12 protein-coding genes and 2 tRNA genes are annotated in these 14,945 nt (G+C 43.3%); 2 read left to right on the forward strand and 12 right to left on the reverse strand.

Annotated elements, in window-relative coordinates; all coding sequences use genetic code 11:
- Positions 1 to 36 precede the first annotated feature (36 nt).
- The 3 genes from ASU00_RS20680 to spoIIE all read right to left on the reverse strand — a co-directional run bounded on the left by ASU00_RS20680 (position 37) and on the right by spoIIE (position 4,369).
- Complete coding sequence (locus tag ASU00_RS20680; protein ID WP_413783536.1) at positions 37 to 1,020, reverse strand: protein kinase domain-containing protein; 984 nt, start codon at positions 1,018 to 1,020, stop codon at positions 37 to 39.
- Positions 986 to 1,723 (reverse strand): VWA domain-containing protein, encoded by a 738-nt coding sequence (locus ASU00_RS20685; protein WP_057915354.1) that lies wholly within the window; start codon positions 1,721 to 1,723, stop codon positions 986 to 988. The genes ASU00_RS20680 and ASU00_RS20685 overlap by 35 nt, the downstream gene beginning before the upstream one ends.
- Positions 1,724 to 1,894: 171 nt before the next feature.
- Complete coding sequence (gene spoIIE, locus ASU00_RS20690; protein WP_057915355.1) at positions 1,895 to 4,369, reverse strand: stage II sporulation protein E; 2,475 nt, start codon at positions 4,367 to 4,369, stop codon at positions 1,895 to 1,897.
- Between the two features lie 328 nt (positions 4,370 to 4,697).
- Between spoIIE and ASU00_RS20695 the strand changes: the two genes are divergently transcribed.
- Positions 4,698 to 4,771 (forward strand) — tRNA-Met (locus ASU00_RS20695).
- 18 nt (positions 4,772 to 4,789) lie between these two features.
- Positions 4,790 to 4,861: transfer RNA gene (locus tag ASU00_RS20700), tRNA-Glu, on the forward strand.
- A 154-nt stretch (positions 4,862 to 5,015) separates the two neighbouring features.
- On the opposite strand, the gene ASU00_RS20705 is transcribed toward ASU00_RS20700, so the two are convergent.
- The 9 genes from ASU00_RS20705 to mfd all read right to left on the reverse strand — a co-directional run bounded on the left by ASU00_RS20705 (position 5,016) and on the right by mfd (position 14,821).
- Positions 5,016 to 5,474 (reverse strand): S1 domain-containing RNA-binding protein, encoded by a 459-nt coding sequence (locus ASU00_RS20705; RefSeq protein ID WP_057915356.1) that lies wholly within the window; start codon positions 5,472 to 5,474, stop codon positions 5,016 to 5,018.
- A gap of 80 nt (positions 5,475 to 5,554) precedes the next feature.
- Entirely contained in the window at positions 5,555 to 5,941 is a 387-nt protein-coding gene (locus ASU00_RS20710; RefSeq protein WP_057915357.1) for an FtsB family cell division protein, read from the reverse strand.
- 18 nt (positions 5,942 to 5,959) lie between these two features.
- Positions 5,960 to 6,592, reverse strand: coding sequence for a spore cortex biosynthesis protein YabQ (gene yabQ, locus ASU00_RS20715; protein ID WP_057915358.1), 633 nt, complete (start codon positions 6,590 to 6,592; stop codon positions 5,960 to 5,962).
- Entirely contained in the window at positions 6,589 to 6,897 is a 309-nt protein-coding gene (gene yabP, locus ASU00_RS20720; RefSeq protein WP_057915359.1) for a sporulation protein YabP, read from the reverse strand. Before yabP ends, yabQ begins: the two co-directional genes overlap by 4 nt.
- Positions 6,898 to 6,973: 76 nt before the next feature.
- A complete protein-coding gene (locus ASU00_RS20725; RefSeq protein ID WP_057915395.1) occupies positions 6,974 to 7,237 on the reverse strand; it encodes an RNA-binding S4 domain-containing protein in 264 nt (87 codons plus the stop codon).
- Between the two features lie 24 nt (positions 7,238 to 7,261).
- The gene (gene yabN, locus ASU00_RS20730; protein WP_057915360.1) at positions 7,262 to 8,734 is read right to left on the reverse strand and encodes a bifunctional methyltransferase/pyrophosphohydrolase YabN; all 1,473 of its coding nucleotides are present in this window, start codon (positions 8,732 to 8,734) and stop codon (positions 7,262 to 7,264) included.
- Positions 8,727 to 10,346 (reverse strand): putative polysaccharide biosynthesis protein, encoded by a 1,620-nt coding sequence (locus ASU00_RS20735; RefSeq protein WP_057915361.1) that lies wholly within the window; start codon positions 10,344 to 10,346, stop codon positions 8,727 to 8,729. The genes yabN and ASU00_RS20735 overlap by 8 nt, the downstream gene beginning before the upstream one ends.
- Before the next feature lie 209 nt (positions 10,347 to 10,555).
- Complete coding sequence (gene spoVT / locus ASU00_RS20740; protein WP_057915362.1) at positions 10,556 to 11,092, reverse strand: stage V sporulation protein T; 537 nt, start codon at positions 11,090 to 11,092, stop codon at positions 10,556 to 10,558.
- Between the two features lie 192 nt (positions 11,093 to 11,284).
- Positions 11,285 to 14,821: a transcription-repair coupling factor gene (gene mfd, locus ASU00_RS20745; RefSeq protein ID WP_057915363.1), complete on the reverse strand. Its 3,537-nt coding sequence runs from the start codon at positions 14,819 to 14,821 to the stop codon at positions 11,285 to 11,287.
- Positions 14,822 to 14,945: the final 124 nt, after the last annotated feature.

The raw sequence follows: 14,945 nt of genomic DNA on the forward strand, positions 1-14,945 counted from the left end.
CACCAACTTTTTCATGTTATTTCTGCATTAACTATATCATAACAACTGTTCATATATGTAAAGAACATAGAGCATCGAAATTATCGCAACGAGCAAAAAAGTCTCAAATAGCCCTCCCATCTTCTTATTTGACTGGTTCTGTGACCTTCTCGCCTGCCTCGTTGTAGGCTGCCTCGTTGAAGCCTGGACCGTCCCCGTTTTCTTCTGGTGGTTTTGCTTACTTAGCACAGTGACTAAATCCTCCCTCATTTGCAGCGCCGAATCGTACTTCCCGTGCAGCGCTTTCTCCAACATCTTCCTATAGGGGAGCAGTTCCTTTTTCTGCTTAATCAAGTCGTTTAGCTGACTATACCCCTCACCCTTCTTGTGGAAACGTCCTGGGTAGGCTGAATTGATGATGATCATTCCTACCGCGAACAAGTCATATTGAGGATCTGCCTTTCTTGATCCGAGCCCCCAGTATCCTCTATCAAAGAATTCCGTGAATTCCTTGACCGAGCGGCCAATTAAGGTCGTGCCCCCTACATCCACGCAGCGCACCTTATAAGCTGGTGATGTCACGATCAAATTCTCTGGCTTTAAATCACCGAATACCCAGCCATTTGCATGCAAGGCGGATAAACTGGTTAGTAATTGAAGCATTAAGACACCGATCCAGGATGCTCCCTTTTTTTCAATAAAACGCAAAAAATCGTGTCCATGGATATATTCCATTACATAAAAGGGGAGCTGCTTGCCTGATTTGATGAAATCGTCCGCTTCCAAAAAGGAAGGTCCAAGGGTAGACCCCTGGACCTTTGAAAAGGATTTTAGGATATTCATCTCCGATATAATGGATGTCCCATTATCACTGAGCTTTAGAGCATAATGACGATTTCCGTTTTCCACCAAATAGACGATGCCGTTAGCGCCACACCCCAATTCCTTAATGATTTTGTACTGGTTTTTATTCCACTTTCCAGTGATTGAACTGCCAGGCAGGAGATTACATTGATTCCTCAAAGTATTGTTCATCATCATGTGATAACAATCCCCTCAGCGAACGTTTTTTATTGAAATAGGTCAATGCCTCTCGAATGGCTGGACCTGTCGGAGTGAGTCCGCCCGTACTGAGCTTAGGAAATGTCGCCGTCAGGGCCTCAAGGTTGGGGGTCCAATCCAGCAGCTTTTCCACATCCTTTCTTTTCCCAGGAAATACGAATACGGAAAAACGGCTGTCACCCATTCTTGCGTTCATACTAAGGGAAAGGTCCAATAAGGAATCTTTAACGGTAGGAAGTTTATGCTTCATGCTTGCGCTTGTATCAACAAGAATCAACACTTCGAGCTTGCTTGTTTCTCCAAGCTCATCGACCACCTCCATCACTTCGCCTCGTTTTTCCGGGGGAAGATCCTCCATCGTGCTTGAATCTCCCAGTATTTGTTGAAGTTCACGATTGATAACTCCCTGTATGGTTTGAGTCATTGCCTTTTGAGTCACCATTTGGACGGTTTGGGAAAGCTGCTGGGCATAGACGATTTGACTTACGCCGCCTCCCGAGTCGGCAATCATCTCGATTTCCTTCAGTCCCTTTTCATCTATTACATCATTTTCCATGACGCCTATGACATTGATGGTTATGCCTTGCTCCCTTGCTAGTTCAGCCATGGCAGATGGCTCTTCACCATGATTCGAACATCCGTCGGTAATAAGCAAAATCTGTCTTAATGTTCCTGCTTTCATGTTTTGCTCTCCCTTCTTTTCAATCTGTTACCATAATTGACTAAAAAAGGGGAAATTATACGCAAAAGACATCCGCAATCAAGTCACATTAGCGTTCAACCTATTTATCTTTTACTTAGTCCACCCTCCGTCACCTCGTTTAATTTCAAATTCGATTTATATGAATGCCCCCTACTGAGCCCTTTTGTTTTTGGAGGAAACGGGAATGGAAGCCCATTTCGGTGTATTGTGTTTGATTTTTGATGTGACGACTGTCATATCATCATCTATAATCCCTTTCGTTCGGATGACTTCTTCCAATATTAAATCGGAAATTTCCTGCGGATCGTCCGTTTCCATTTCCTTGATTTTTCGTTTAAGCCAGAACTCGATATTTTCCACATGTGATGGTCCATCGAACACTCCATCGCTCATCATGATTAATATATCTCCTGCCTTCAGTTCTTCTGATACTACATCAACATCGAAATCCTGGATGATTCCCATCGGCAGGTTACTCGATTCAATTTTTATGATCTTATCTCCCCTTTTAATGAAGCTCGGTATTGAACAGATTTTCAAAAACTTAGCCTTTGCGTCCTGAAGATCGATCATTGCCAAATCAAGAGTTGAAAATATTTCATCGGTAGTGCGTAGTGATAAAACGGAGTTTACGGATTTAATGGCTATTTTTTCCTCTATTCCCGATTGTAAGAATTTTTGCAGCAATTTCAATGTTTCTGTGCTTTCAAAATGGGCCCTTTCCCCATTTCCCATGCCATCACTAATGGCTATGGCAAATTTACCGCAACCGATTTCCATCGTCGTATAACTATCTCCCGAAACAAGCCCTCCCCCCTTGGCAGCATGAGCCACACCCGTTTCGACCGTGAATTTTTTTGCTGACCTAAATATCACCTCACATTGCCCGTTTGGATATGTTGCGCATTCTTCTGAATGTACGACTATCGTTTCTCCTAAAATGTCCGACAGCATGGGCGCTATCAGCTTTTCACATTCCCCTCTGCCCTGACAGTATGGGACACTCATCTCTATATCAACATTTCCTTGTTCTAGACTGTATATCTCAACATGGCCTATATGGAGGCCAAAATCCTGTATGGCCTCCATGATCGATTCCTCATGATAATGATGATTCTTCCTTTCCCTTTGAATTTCCTTGGCGAAATCATCCATCACTGCCGAAACGCCGCGTAGCTGATCCGCTACAAGTTTCCTGCTTTCCTTCACCTGCCTTTTCAGTTTTTGATTTGCCTCGAAGTATGTGAGCTCCTGGGCTATCGCCCCAATGACCTGAGGCCCGCGGGTACAATACTTCCCCCATTCCTTCGCCGTTTTTTGGGGGATCTGTCCATTATTTTCACTTAATTGAAGCATGATTTCCTGCATGCCGTCATACGTTGTATTAAAGTTTTTGGACCAGCATTGCTCCTTCTTAAAACAGAGCTGACACGTCTTTTCCGTTACATTGCTTAAAAAGTAATCGAATTCTTTCTCATCTTCCTCCAATCTTCCTCTTTCATCCACCTGGGAAAAGCTATTCGAGAGCGCCTCGAATACATGTGAGAATTGCTCCACCCTTTGAGCAGTAACATCCCTCACCTTGCGGGCATACTGCTGCTGTTCGTCGGAATTCTCAACAGTTCCCGGTATATGCTTCGCTATTTTGTTGATGATTGATGATGGTGTAAATAAAAATAACAACACAGCAATAAGTGATTCATAAAGTGTCACCAATATATTATTGGTGCCCTCGCCATATAGTCCTATCAATAAAGTAGCGATCAAGAGGCCGCTGGCAACCCCTATTTTCCTTCCCTCCTTCAGCAACCCCCCCAGCAGGCCGGAAAAAGCAAGCAGGCTCATTTGATAAAGGCTGGCAATACTGGCAAGGGAAAAGATCAATCCGGTTACTACACCTACAGTGGAGCCTATGGCGGCCCCTCCCGCCAGCCCGAAGAGGAGAACCAAGTATCGTGAAAATATATGGTCAAGTGATAAATCATATATCATCCAGCCAATCGTTCCGGTCATCACCGATGCCAGCAGGATGATGATACTGACGATTTCCTCCGTCTTCAATGATTGGGATTTTTTACGGATCGATAGAAGCGGGATGGACTGTATGAAGATTAAGGTTAATATCATGGCGAGTCCCGCCTCCACTCCTATCATCATCAGGTCGTACAGCTGAATCGTCCGGAACACGAGATATTGCTCAGCCAGGTTGACCAGGAACAGTGAGGCGAAAACGTACATCGACATCGTCTTGAATTGTCCTTCGACGGCGGGCTTCTTGATCTTATGAAAAAGCAGGAGCAGAAACGCCGATGCGAATATGACTAAACTATTGGAATAGTGGACTGTGAGACCACCGGCAATCAATCCGAATAGCGCCAGTGGAGCCCTGTCACGTCTCATGAGGAATACGGCTGCGAAAAACGGAAGTCCAAATGGTGCCAGCTGTGAAAGTATTAATGCTCGTCCTAATAAAAAACCGATAATGGCTAAAGAGAAACCCTTCTTTATGAATATGTCCTCCGATTTCATTTGCAGCTGTTGAATCCAATTGATGGCACCTGCTTTCGCTTCTTTTAATTGAACATCTCCAAGAGGTTCCAACATTGGTCTTTCTACTTTTTCCATTTCAACACCCCATTCGTATTAGTGATTTTTATTATAAAGAGGGCATTGTCATTTTTTTGTCAGAATTTTAAAAGCGGATTAGAAAAACGTTCGACGAAATTCTTCTTGAATAATCAATTGTATACAGGTTTTTGTACCGTTTTTTCCAATACAGAAACGAGTGTTCCTTTTTTTCTTGAAGAAAAGCAAAGTTTTTAGGTTATTTTTGCGGAAAATAACAGGAATAAATGATTAAAATATGGAAATAGATAAACTTTATTTTTTTTGTTGACATTTTTTCTTCACGAATGTAAGATATAACTTGTGCTTTAGTAGCACTTACCATTATGGCGGCGTAGCTCAGCTGGCTAGAGCGTACGGTTCATACCCGTGAGGTCGGGGGTTCGATCCCCTCTGCCGCTATCTTTATTTTATTTCCATGGCCCGTTGGTCAAGCGGTTAAGACACCGCCCTTTCACGGCGGTAACACGGGTTCGAATCCCGTACGGNCCAAAAAGCGCTCCTGCACACTTAACCGAAGTGTGCAGGAGCGCTTTTTTTTGGTATTAATACAATTAAAAGAAGACAAGCAAGCTGCCTGCCTTTATCTACACTATGAAAGTATTCACAGGAAAAGTTGCTAAACTATTATTTTCAGCAGCAGGTTTTATCCGCGTCTTCCTCCTCGACCTCCCCGTTTCGTTTCGGTGCTACGTTTGAGGGTCGTTAGGCGGTCTTCGCTATCTTTTAAGAATTTTGCCATCTTTTGCTCAAAGTTTTCCTTTGGCTGAAAACTATTACCTTTTGAGCGGAAGTCTTTGGAACGGTTGTCATTCCCTCTTCCTTGGCGCGGACGTGGTGTGTATGCAGGTTTTTGCTCACCTTCAGGACGGTCTATCGCTTTTTTTATGGACAAGCCAATCTTGCCATCTTTTTCTACATTGATGACTTTCACCTCAACTGTATCGCCCACTTTTAAATGATCATTGATATCCTTGACGTAATTATCAGCCACTTCACTGATATGGACGAGACCAGTCGAACCTTGAGGGAGCTCTACGAATGCACCAAAATTAGTTATGCCTGTTACTTTACCTTGTAACTTGCTGCCTACTTCGATTGACATAAAAAAAATGTTCCTCCTTAGAAATGTTAAAAAATCTCTTCATCCTATATTATAACGAAAGTAAAAAAACAGTGTCAATATTAGTCACTATCTTCCTTTCCTTTTGGAAGGGTAAAAATGATCTCTCCATTATCCGATAAGAAATAATCGCGTCTCGCTATCTTCGCAATATAATCGTCGTCATTAAGCTTTACGATTTCTTCTTTAAGAAGGGTCTCGTCCTTTTCCAATTTAGCCAGCTTTACTTGAATTTCCTTTTTCTGTTGAACTTTCTCATCGAGTGCAGCATTTTGCGTAATGAGGGTGGTAACAGCCAAAATTAAAAAGAGAGCCGCAAATACTGAATAAAGAGTTAGTCTGCGCATTAGACCACGCTTCTTTTTTTCAACGGTTTGTACTTTTTGCTCTTGTTGGGCGACGTAGGCATTTTCTATTTTTGCCACTTTCCTTTTACGAAGGCTACTCATGTTTTATCACTCCTCTCATCATTTCTTTTTAGTTCTCCATCTATTCAGCGTTCTACTTATAGAATTCTTTATTTTCAATAAAATCCCTTTTCCTTTATTATAAAACTTCCCGACGTTTTTCGTAACAAAAAACGGCAATAAATTCCATATATAAGTCAAAACCCACTTCATTGGCTTCCAGAAAATATTCAAAATAAAGAAAACGATTTTCCCTGCCCATTTTAATAAGACCAAGGCGAATTTGCCTAACCCTATGACGATGGCTACTATGGATACTATTACCCATTTTATCGGAAGAAAAATCAGCATGTGAACAGAATCGGTAATAAATCTTGCCAACTTTATCACCAGAAATATCAAAAACTCTAAAAACCGCTGATAGAATCCTTTGAACAATGCTTGATAAGCAGCAAAACCGCAAAATAAGGCCAAAAATAAATAGAAGCGAAACTCCCCTTCATTCACCAAAAACAACACATAAAAGATAAGGAGGCCCTGAATGATCCAGAAGAGGAAGTCATGGATGAAGACAATCCACCTTTTCCTTTCCGAACGCTTCAAAAAACGGCTATACGTATCCAGGGCAGCTCCAAAACCACTGCCCATGCCAATCATCGCTAGCAACGTATAAAATTGGATCGTTAAGGTCATTTGAACAACTTGCCAAAGAAGCCTTTAGCCTTCTCCCCTGATTGCTCATCCAGGTAAACGAGATCGAAAATCTTCCCCTTGATGGACACGATGCCTTTATCAACGTCCAAATTCTTCATTTGCAGGTTTTGCCCCCGTATTGATAGAAAACCCATTGACGTTTCGAGCAGGAACTCTTCATTATCAAAGCTTTCCACTTGCTTGACGCCAGTAATATCCAGTAAACGGCGACCTTTCATCGTAACATCATGCTCTTGGGTCGTTCCCTTTGTATAACCAGCATTCGGATCATTAAATTGGCTCATTTTTTCATCCCTCACAGTACCACTGATTTTGTACAAGTGTATGTCTGTAAGAAGGAAAATAGAACCAAGCCTGTCCTTACTCCTCTGCCAGCTTTTCTTCCTTTACGATCGTATACATTTCTGCAGCCGCTTCTTTTTTCGTCGTTTCCTGAATTTTATCGACTCGTACCGTCACCAGCTTTTGACCGAAGCGTACTGTTAATTCGTCGCCATCCTTCACATTCGAGCTCGCTTTTGCCTGTTGTCCGTTAATCGTGATTCTCCCTTTATCCGCAACTTCTTTTGCAAGAGTGCGGCGCTTGATCAACCTTGATACCTTCAGGAATTTATCCAATCTCATCGACATTCTTTTTCTCCCCCTTGATTAAAGTCCTTTACCTTTTGCCTCATCCCAATATGCATCCAGCTCTTCCAAAGTATAATCCTCAAACTTTTTGCCTGCCTTTAGGATGCATTGTTCTATATATGTAAAACGCTGGTGAAATTTCCGGTTCGCATTGTAGACGGCTTCTTCCGCTTGTATGTCATAATAACGTGAAATGTTGACAAGCGCAAAAAAGAGGTCGCCTAACTCCGATTGGATTCTTTTGATATCGAAATTCGCGGTACCCAATTCATCTTCTAATTCCTGCACTTCCTCTTTAACCTTTTTCCACGCCTCGGAAACCTCGTCCCAATCAAAACCCACTTTTGCAGCTCTTTTTTGATATTCTTCTGCGCGAAGTAAATTTGGCAAGGATTTCTCGATCCCGTCCAATATGGAATGCTCGAGCTTGGCTTCGCTGCCTTTCTCATCCGCTTTGATTTTCTGCCAGTTCACCATTACGTCTTCCTCGCCATGCACTTCAACATCTCCAAATACATGGGGATGGCGTCGTATCATTTTTGCCGTTATGCCCTCGATCACGTCATCTATCGTGAACATGCCCTCGTCCTCGCCGATCTGCGAATGGAGCATCACTTGAAGAAGGACATCCCCTAGCTCTCCGACCATGCCCTCATCGTCCTCATCATCAATGGAATCAATAAGCTCGTAGGCCTCTTCTATTAGGTATTTCTTCAAGCTTTCATGCGTTTGTTTCTTATCCCAAGGACATCCGTCTGGTCCCCTAAGCTGGGCAATGATCTGCCGCAACATGGAAAATTCCCGATATTGTAACGCTTGTTCTGTAACAGGAGGGACATATACACTCGTTAAGTTACTTAGCTCCAACTGACGGTCGAGCTCGAACAAAGCGCATTTTGTCACTTTTTCCTGACTGCTGCCTGCCGCTGTTACGATGAATACCTCGTAGTCATCCGGAAGCTTCTCCATTAAGGTCAGCTTCACATTGGACGCGCTGAAGGCATCATACACCTGCCCGATTATCATATGCTGAGTAATATGCAAATCATTTGGAGAAAGGTCCGTGCCATCCAAAAGCTGGAACCCCTCGATTGGATCGATCCGGACAGCCTGAAACAAGGGGTCAAGGAAACTTTGTCCGCCTTCCACCTTTATGGATATACCAAGAGTCGGACCCTTTTCGAGCAAAAGCTGAACCGTTTTTTCCGCAACCATCGGATGTCCCGGAACGGCGTATAAAACGGAACGGTTTGAAGCCTCATGCAATAATGTTGCTGCAATTTCTTCATATACCGCTTCAAATTGATCGTGCTTTTCATATATATCGTCAAAAGCCGTAAAATTGATTCCTTCACGTTTCAATTCCTCGATTACCGGATGATCTACCGTTCTGACGAAGCATCGCTGGGGTTGTTTTAATTTTTTATAAATCCCTAGCGGAAGCTGATCTAAATCTCCTGCACCAAGGCCGATTATCGTTATCTCATTCATGATTTTTACCTCTATTCGTTTTTATAAATCGTTCAAGCTTCGATACTAAAGGTATATGCGATAGCTCTTCTTCCTCAAACAAGCCTGTACGGATGCTAGTCACAACAAAGACGGCTGCGCCTATCGCTACACCGATCAGTGCTTGGATCGTCGCCAGCATCCGGCCCTCACCTGTAAACAACAAGTGAAACAAGGCATTATATAATACAACCACCGTACCCATATAGACCGTACTCTTTAAAATAATGTATATGTGGTTCTTCTCCATTAAGGGCTTTTTCAAATGTATTCTCAATACCGCATAAAATAATACTGACATGACCATAAGAGCTAGGACCGTCGCGGAGGCTGCCCCGACGATATGGTAACGGGGCACGAGCATAAGGTTCAATACCCATTTGCTGAACACCCCTATAATCGTAATGACCATCGGTACTACGGAGTAGCCGAGGCTTTGAATCACAGCTGCCGTGGTCATGATTAGAGACGTGAATACTATCGATAATGAAAAAATGGCTAAAGCAACCGTCCCTTTGTCATCCGTGAACAGCATTTGATTGACCGGGCTCATCATCACCGCTAAGCCAATCGCTGCCGCCAGACCAAGCGAGGCACTGACACGCAGCGCCAGCTTGATTTTATTAAGTAATTCATATTGATCATTTTTCTGAAGGAATCGGGATATCACCGGCACAAGCGCTAGTGCAAAAGAATTGGCCGCCACTGTCCCTAGCTGAAGCAAAGGCTGGCCACGGTCATAAACCCCTTTCCATCCTTTGGCTTCATTTTCCCCCATCCCGGTTTCCCTTAATAAGGAATATAAGTGCAGAGAGTCGACAAATTGAAACAGGATAAGGATTAGGCCAGTTATGCAAAACGCCACTCCTTGAAAAACCAAGGCTTTGGAAATCTTGATGAAATTAGCCGGTCTGATATCCATCCGTAAAAAAAGCTGCCATTCTTCTTTTAAGATAACGTAAACCAGGAGCAGCGCAAGACCTGCCATACCGCCGGTGATCGACCCGAAGACAGCTCCCTTGCCAACCACATACTGAGAGTAGCCTTGCTGCACAAATAGTATGGAGAGAACCAATATCGTCAATACCCGGACACTTTGTTCAGCAACTTGTGAACTTGCTGTCGGAAGCATGTCGTTTATCCCTTGGTAATAGCCTCTCAAAACGGAGGATATCGGCATTAATAAATAGGAAAAGGCAATGATTTTCAGCAGGCTGCTTAATTTCGGGTCCTCCATCAAGCCAGCAATCCAATCAGCGCCAAGGAACAACACAACAAACATCATCATTCCCATCGTACTCAAGACAAGAAAGGACGTCACGACAATGTCCTTGACCGCAAATTCATTTTTTGAAGACTCCCGTTCTGCAATCAGCTTGGATATGACGACGGGGAAGCCCAGTGTGGACAATGTTAAAGCAACACCGTAGAAGGGATATACCTGTTGATAGATATAAAAGCCGATGTCACCGGCAATATTTTGATAAGGTATGCGGTAGGCTGCGCTCAAAACTTTTACGATGATCGCCGCTGCGCTTAGGATCAACGCCCCTCGTAAAAGTTCATTTGAAGTTTTATAAGGCTTTTCAGCCATTCTTTTTCCTCTTTTCACTCATATGTAGTAGTAATTATAGCATAATTTGGAGGTTATTTTTCATTCGCGCCCATACTGTAAACCCTCTTCCATATACACTTCATGAGAATATATCCCCTTTCCATAGAATACATTCAGCTCTTATGAAAAGCAAAAAGGACAGCGATTGCTGCCCTTTCCGCTCTTAGGTTATAATGGCATGTCCAAGCTTACTGTTCCATTTGTCTGGCTAGGAAACTTGCTGCTGTTTCAACCGATTTCTGTTCCACTTCACCGATGGTGCCTTCTTTAGAGAAAATCAGGACGGCACCGATCGGGTCGCCGCTCGCGATGATTGGAGCGGCAGTATAAGATTGCACCTGTTCATCATTTGAATCGACGAAGGAAATTTGTCCGTTCGGTGATTCCAAGACCGGATTTCTTTCTTCCATGATTTTTTCAACTAGTTCACTAACGCTTTTATTTAAGTATTCTTTTTTGGAGCCGCCTGCGACTGCAATGTAAGTATCCCGATCACAAATCATAACTGGGTTTCCAAGGCTATCATAAAGTGCTTCTGCATACTCCCTTGCAAAATCGCCTAGTTCACTAATGGGAGAGTATTTCTTTAAGATGACTTCACCATCTCTGTCGACAAAGATTTCCAATGGATCCCCTTCACGAATGCGAAGGGTCCTTCGGATTTCCTTGGGGATGACGACTCTTCCTAAATCATCAATTCGGCGAACGATACCAGTTGCTTTCATCAAATGTTGCCTCACTTTCATCTAATTGATTTGATAAATCCTCTTTTTGTAGCAAAATCATCACCAGCTATTGTACATAGTATTTTTCTAATGGTAAGTTCTATGCACTTTGAAAAAATTTTTCTTTTTTCTGCATTTCATTACCATCATATCTTTCATACCATTTTCTAAAAAGAGAATAATCAATCATGATTAGTTATTGGTCGTTTGGGTCTCTTTCTTCACATGCTGTAAGCCCTTCGTCATCTCAAATAGGATATTGAGCCATTTGCTTTGCTCCACGCCTTTTAGATGCAATACGAGCTTCATCCGGTTACCATCCATTCCGAAGCCGACCATCCGGCCATATTTCGAGCCAAGCTCAAACACCTTTTGTCCATCCACGTCGCTGCTTACCTTTTCACTAAGAAGAATGCTAATTTCCTGCTTCAATTGTTTAATGCTCTCAATTCCGGCTATCTCAGCATATACTTTCATTTCGGCAATCAGGAATAGAAGGGCGACTTCTTCTGGATATTCCCCGAACCGATCGAGCATTTCTTCTTGTAGTTCTTCCACTTCTTCAAGAGAAGCAATCCCTCTGAACCTTTTATACATTTCAATTTTCTGATGTCCATCGTTTATATAGGCATCAGGGATATACGCATCTAATTCAACGTCGATCTCAAGGGTATTTTTTTCTTCTGCAGGCTGGTCATTGCGTTTCGCATCAACCGCCTCTTTAAGCATTTGCGAGTACAAATCGAAACCGACGGAATCAATGAACCCGTGCTGTTGGGCCCCAAGAATGTTTCCAGCTCCCCTGATCGATAAATCACGCATCGCAATTTTGAACCCTGACCCCAATTCGGTGAACTCCTTAATTGATTGAAGTCGCTTTTCAGCCACTTCAGTCAACACTTTATCTTTCCTATACGTGAAGAATGCATAAGCCACCCGATTGGACCGGCCTACACGACCACGGAGTTGATAGAGCTGTGAAAGCCCCATTCGATCCGCTTCATTCACGATTAAAGTATTGACATTCGGGATATCGACACCGGTCTCAATGATGGTCGTACTTACCAACACATCATACTCACCTTCTAAAAAGCCGAACATGACCGCTTCAAGTTCTTGCTCGGTCATTTGCCCATGAGCAAATGTGACTCGGGCATCAGGGACTAACATCGAAATTTCCTCTGCTTTTCTTGCTATATCTTCTACCCGGTTGTACAGAAAATAAACCTGGCCATCCCTTGCCAATTCCCGCTCGATCGCTTCGGTGACCAACGATCCGTTATATTCCATAACATACGTTTGAATCGGAAAACGATTCTCAGGCGGTGTTTCGATGACGGATAGATCCCTCACCCCAAGCATGGACATATGAAGGGTTCTTGGAATCGGTGTCGCAGTCAATGTCAGGACATCGACATTGGTTTTTAGCCGCTTGATCTTTTCCTTATGGGTGACCCCGAAGCGCTGCTCTTCATCAATGATAAGTAAGCCCAAGTCACGATAGACGATATCCTTGGATAAGATCCTGTGCGTGCCGACGACTATATCCACCGTTCCAGCCTTCAATCCTTTAATCGTTTCCGTTTGCTGTTTTTTCGTCCGGAAACGGCTCAAGTGGCCAATCGAAATGGGGTAATCCTGAAAACGTTCCCTCAGCGTTTCATAATGCTGCCGGGCGAGGATCGTCGTCGGAACAAGAAAGGCTACCTGCTTCCCATCCATAATGGCTTTAAAGGCGGCACGGATCGCCACCTCCGTCTTCCCATAACCGACATCTCCGCATAGTAATCGATCCATCGGCCTTTCTCGTTCCATATCCTTTTTGATTTCGACAATCGAACGCAATTGGTCTTCCGTTTCGTTATAGGCAAATGAGGTTTCGAATTCCCTCTGCATATCACCATCAGGGGAGAAGGCGTAGCCTTTTGCAGCTTCCCGTTCCGCGTATAACTTGATCAAATCATCCGCAATGTTCTCGACGGATGACTGAACCTTACTTTTGACACGCTTCCATTCCGTTCCGCCAAGCTTATATAGTTTCGGTTCCTTCCCTTCGGAACCGACATATTTTTGGACAAGATCGATTTGATCAACAGGGACATACAATTTATCATCAGCTTGATAACGAATATGTAGGTAGTCTTTATGAACACCGTTTATCGTGAGCGTTTCAATGCCTAAATATTTGCCGATACCATGGTTAACATGAACGACGTAGTCGCCGATTTTCAGTTCGGAATAGCTCTTGATTCGCTCTGCGTTCGATAGCTTCTGTCTCCGTATCGATTTCTTGGACTTCTTATTAAATAATTCCGTTTCCGTGATGATACTGAATTTCTGCATAGGCAATTCAAAGCCGCTGTTGAGACTGCCTCGTAAAATCTGCACTTTACCCGGTAGGATGCTGTTCGCATCAAAGAGCTCGGCAGCCTCTATATCATAATCGGCTAATACCGCATGCAGCTTTTTAACCCGCTCGTCATCCTGTCCAAGTATGACAATTGTATATTTACCCTTTTTCCACCGCTCCAGTTCAGATTTGAACACATTCATCTGTCCGTGGAAATTCTGCATTTGTTTACTGGCAAAATTCAGGATATTCTGAGGGTTTGTGTGCGGTACGTGCCGCAAAAACAAGGAAAGGTAGACAAACGGCCGGCTCGATTTCATAATTAATTCCTGCATCGGATGTGCCAATTTGATGTCATGGATGATCTGCCCTTGACTTAAAAGGTCCGTGTACCAGCCAGCTTCTTCTTTTTCCAGGGAATCATTGATTTCTTGAATTCTACTGATTTCGTCCAAGAATACCAAGCCATTTACGGGTAAATAATCTATTAAACTAGCTGGATCTTCATACGCCAAGCTTAAGTATTTAAAAATCTGGTCGGGTTTATTCCCCATTTTCAGCTGCTCAAGCTCATAGCCGATCGTTTGAACGAGCTGTTCCTTCGCTTTCTCATCTTTAAGCTTCTTCAAGCTTTTACTTAAACCGCTTTCAAGCTTCGTGATGATTCTATCGATATGCTCGGGCTCGAGCAATGCTTCACTTACCGGACCGATCGTCACCATTTTGAGTTTCTCGATGGAGCGCTGATCTTCACTTGAAAATGTCCTGATTGAATCTATTTCCGTATCGAATAATTCGATACGAATCGGGTTGGGCTCCGTAATCGGATAAATATCGATTATACCGCCGCGAATGCTGAACTCCCCGGGGGAAGCTACCATTTCAGACCGGTTATATCCCATGGAAATAAATTTGTTTAGCGCTGTTTCGAGATCAATGTCTTCCCCCAGCTTAAACGTAAGCTGATGCCTCTTCCAAATGTCCTTGGAAGGCAGCACGCGGCGAACCCCTGGAATTGGGGCGATGACAATGCCCTTCCTACCTTCAGCCCAAAAATTCAAAGCCTCTACACGCTGTGCCCTTAATTCCGGACTGGCTACGCTTAAATCAGCCGCAATCAATTCATTGGCGGGATATATATATAATTCTTCCTCGGGAATGAAACTCGATAAGTCCTCATGGAATTTTTGAGCTTGCAATAAATTATGTGTGACCAGTAAAATCGGCCGATTCGTCTTTTCATATACCGAAGCCAGCAATAGCGATCTCGAAGAACCAGTCAAACCAGAGACTATTTGTTCTTTAAGCCCTTCATCGATGCCGGCTATTAACGAATGAACGTCTTCTTGTTTGGAGAACAAGTTTTGTAATCCATTCATTTTCTTTCCCCCCTCTCATGAACATGCAAAAAATTTAACTCGAATCCTTTATTTTAACTTGGCCCATTCGACCCAAGCAACTTTTGTTTGAAGCCATTTCTTTTACCGCTGTAAACTGGACAAA

The organism is Peribacillus muralis (assembly GCF_001439925.1).
Taxonomy (GTDB): Bacteria; Bacillota; Bacilli; order Bacillales; family DSM-1321; genus Peribacillus; species Peribacillus muralis.

Bases quoted from the DNA above. Each gene is read 5' to 3' on its own strand.
- ASU00_RS20680 (WP_413783536.1), bottom strand. From the start codon at position 1,020: ATGATGATGAACAATACTTTGAGGAATCAATGTAATCTCCTGCCTGGC.
- ASU00_RS20685 (WP_057915354.1), bottom strand. From the start codon at position 1,723: ATGAAAGCAGGAACATTAAGACAGATTTTGCTTATTACCGACGGATGT.
- spoIIE (WP_057915355.1), bottom strand. From the start codon at position 4,369: ATGGAAAAAGTAGAAAGACCAATGTTGGAACCTCTTGGAGATGTTCAA.
- ASU00_RS20705 (WP_057915356.1), bottom strand. From the start codon at position 5,474: ATGTCAATCGAAGTAGGCAGCAAGTTACAAGGTAAAGTAACAGGCATA.
- ASU00_RS20710 (WP_057915357.1), bottom strand. From the start codon at position 5,941: ATGAGTAGCCTTCGTAAAAGGAAAGTGGCAAAAATAGAAAATGCCTAC.
- yabQ (WP_057915358.1), bottom strand. From the start codon at position 6,592: ATGACCTTAACGATCCAATTTTATACGTTGCTAGCGATGATTGGCATG.
- yabP (WP_057915359.1), bottom strand. From the start codon at position 6,897: ATGAGCCAATTTAATGATCCGAATGCTGGTTATACAAAGGGAACGACC.
- ASU00_RS20725 (WP_057915395.1), bottom strand. From the start codon at position 7,237: ATGAGATTGGATAAATTCCTGAAGGTATCAAGGTTGATCAAGCGCCGC.
- yabN (WP_057915360.1), bottom strand. From the start codon at position 8,734: ATGAATGAGATAACGATAATCGGCCTTGGTGCAGGAGATTTAGATCAG.
- ASU00_RS20735 (WP_057915361.1), bottom strand. From the start codon at position 10,346: ATGGCTGAAAAGCCTTATAAAACTTCAAATGAACTTTTACGAGGGGCG.
- spoVT (WP_057915362.1), bottom strand. From the start codon at position 11,092: ATGAAAGCAACTGGTATCGTTCGCCGAATTGATGATTTAGGAAGAGTC.
- mfd (WP_057915363.1), bottom strand. From the start codon at position 14,821: ATGAATGGATTACAAAACTTGTTCTCCAAACAAGAAGACGTTCATTCG.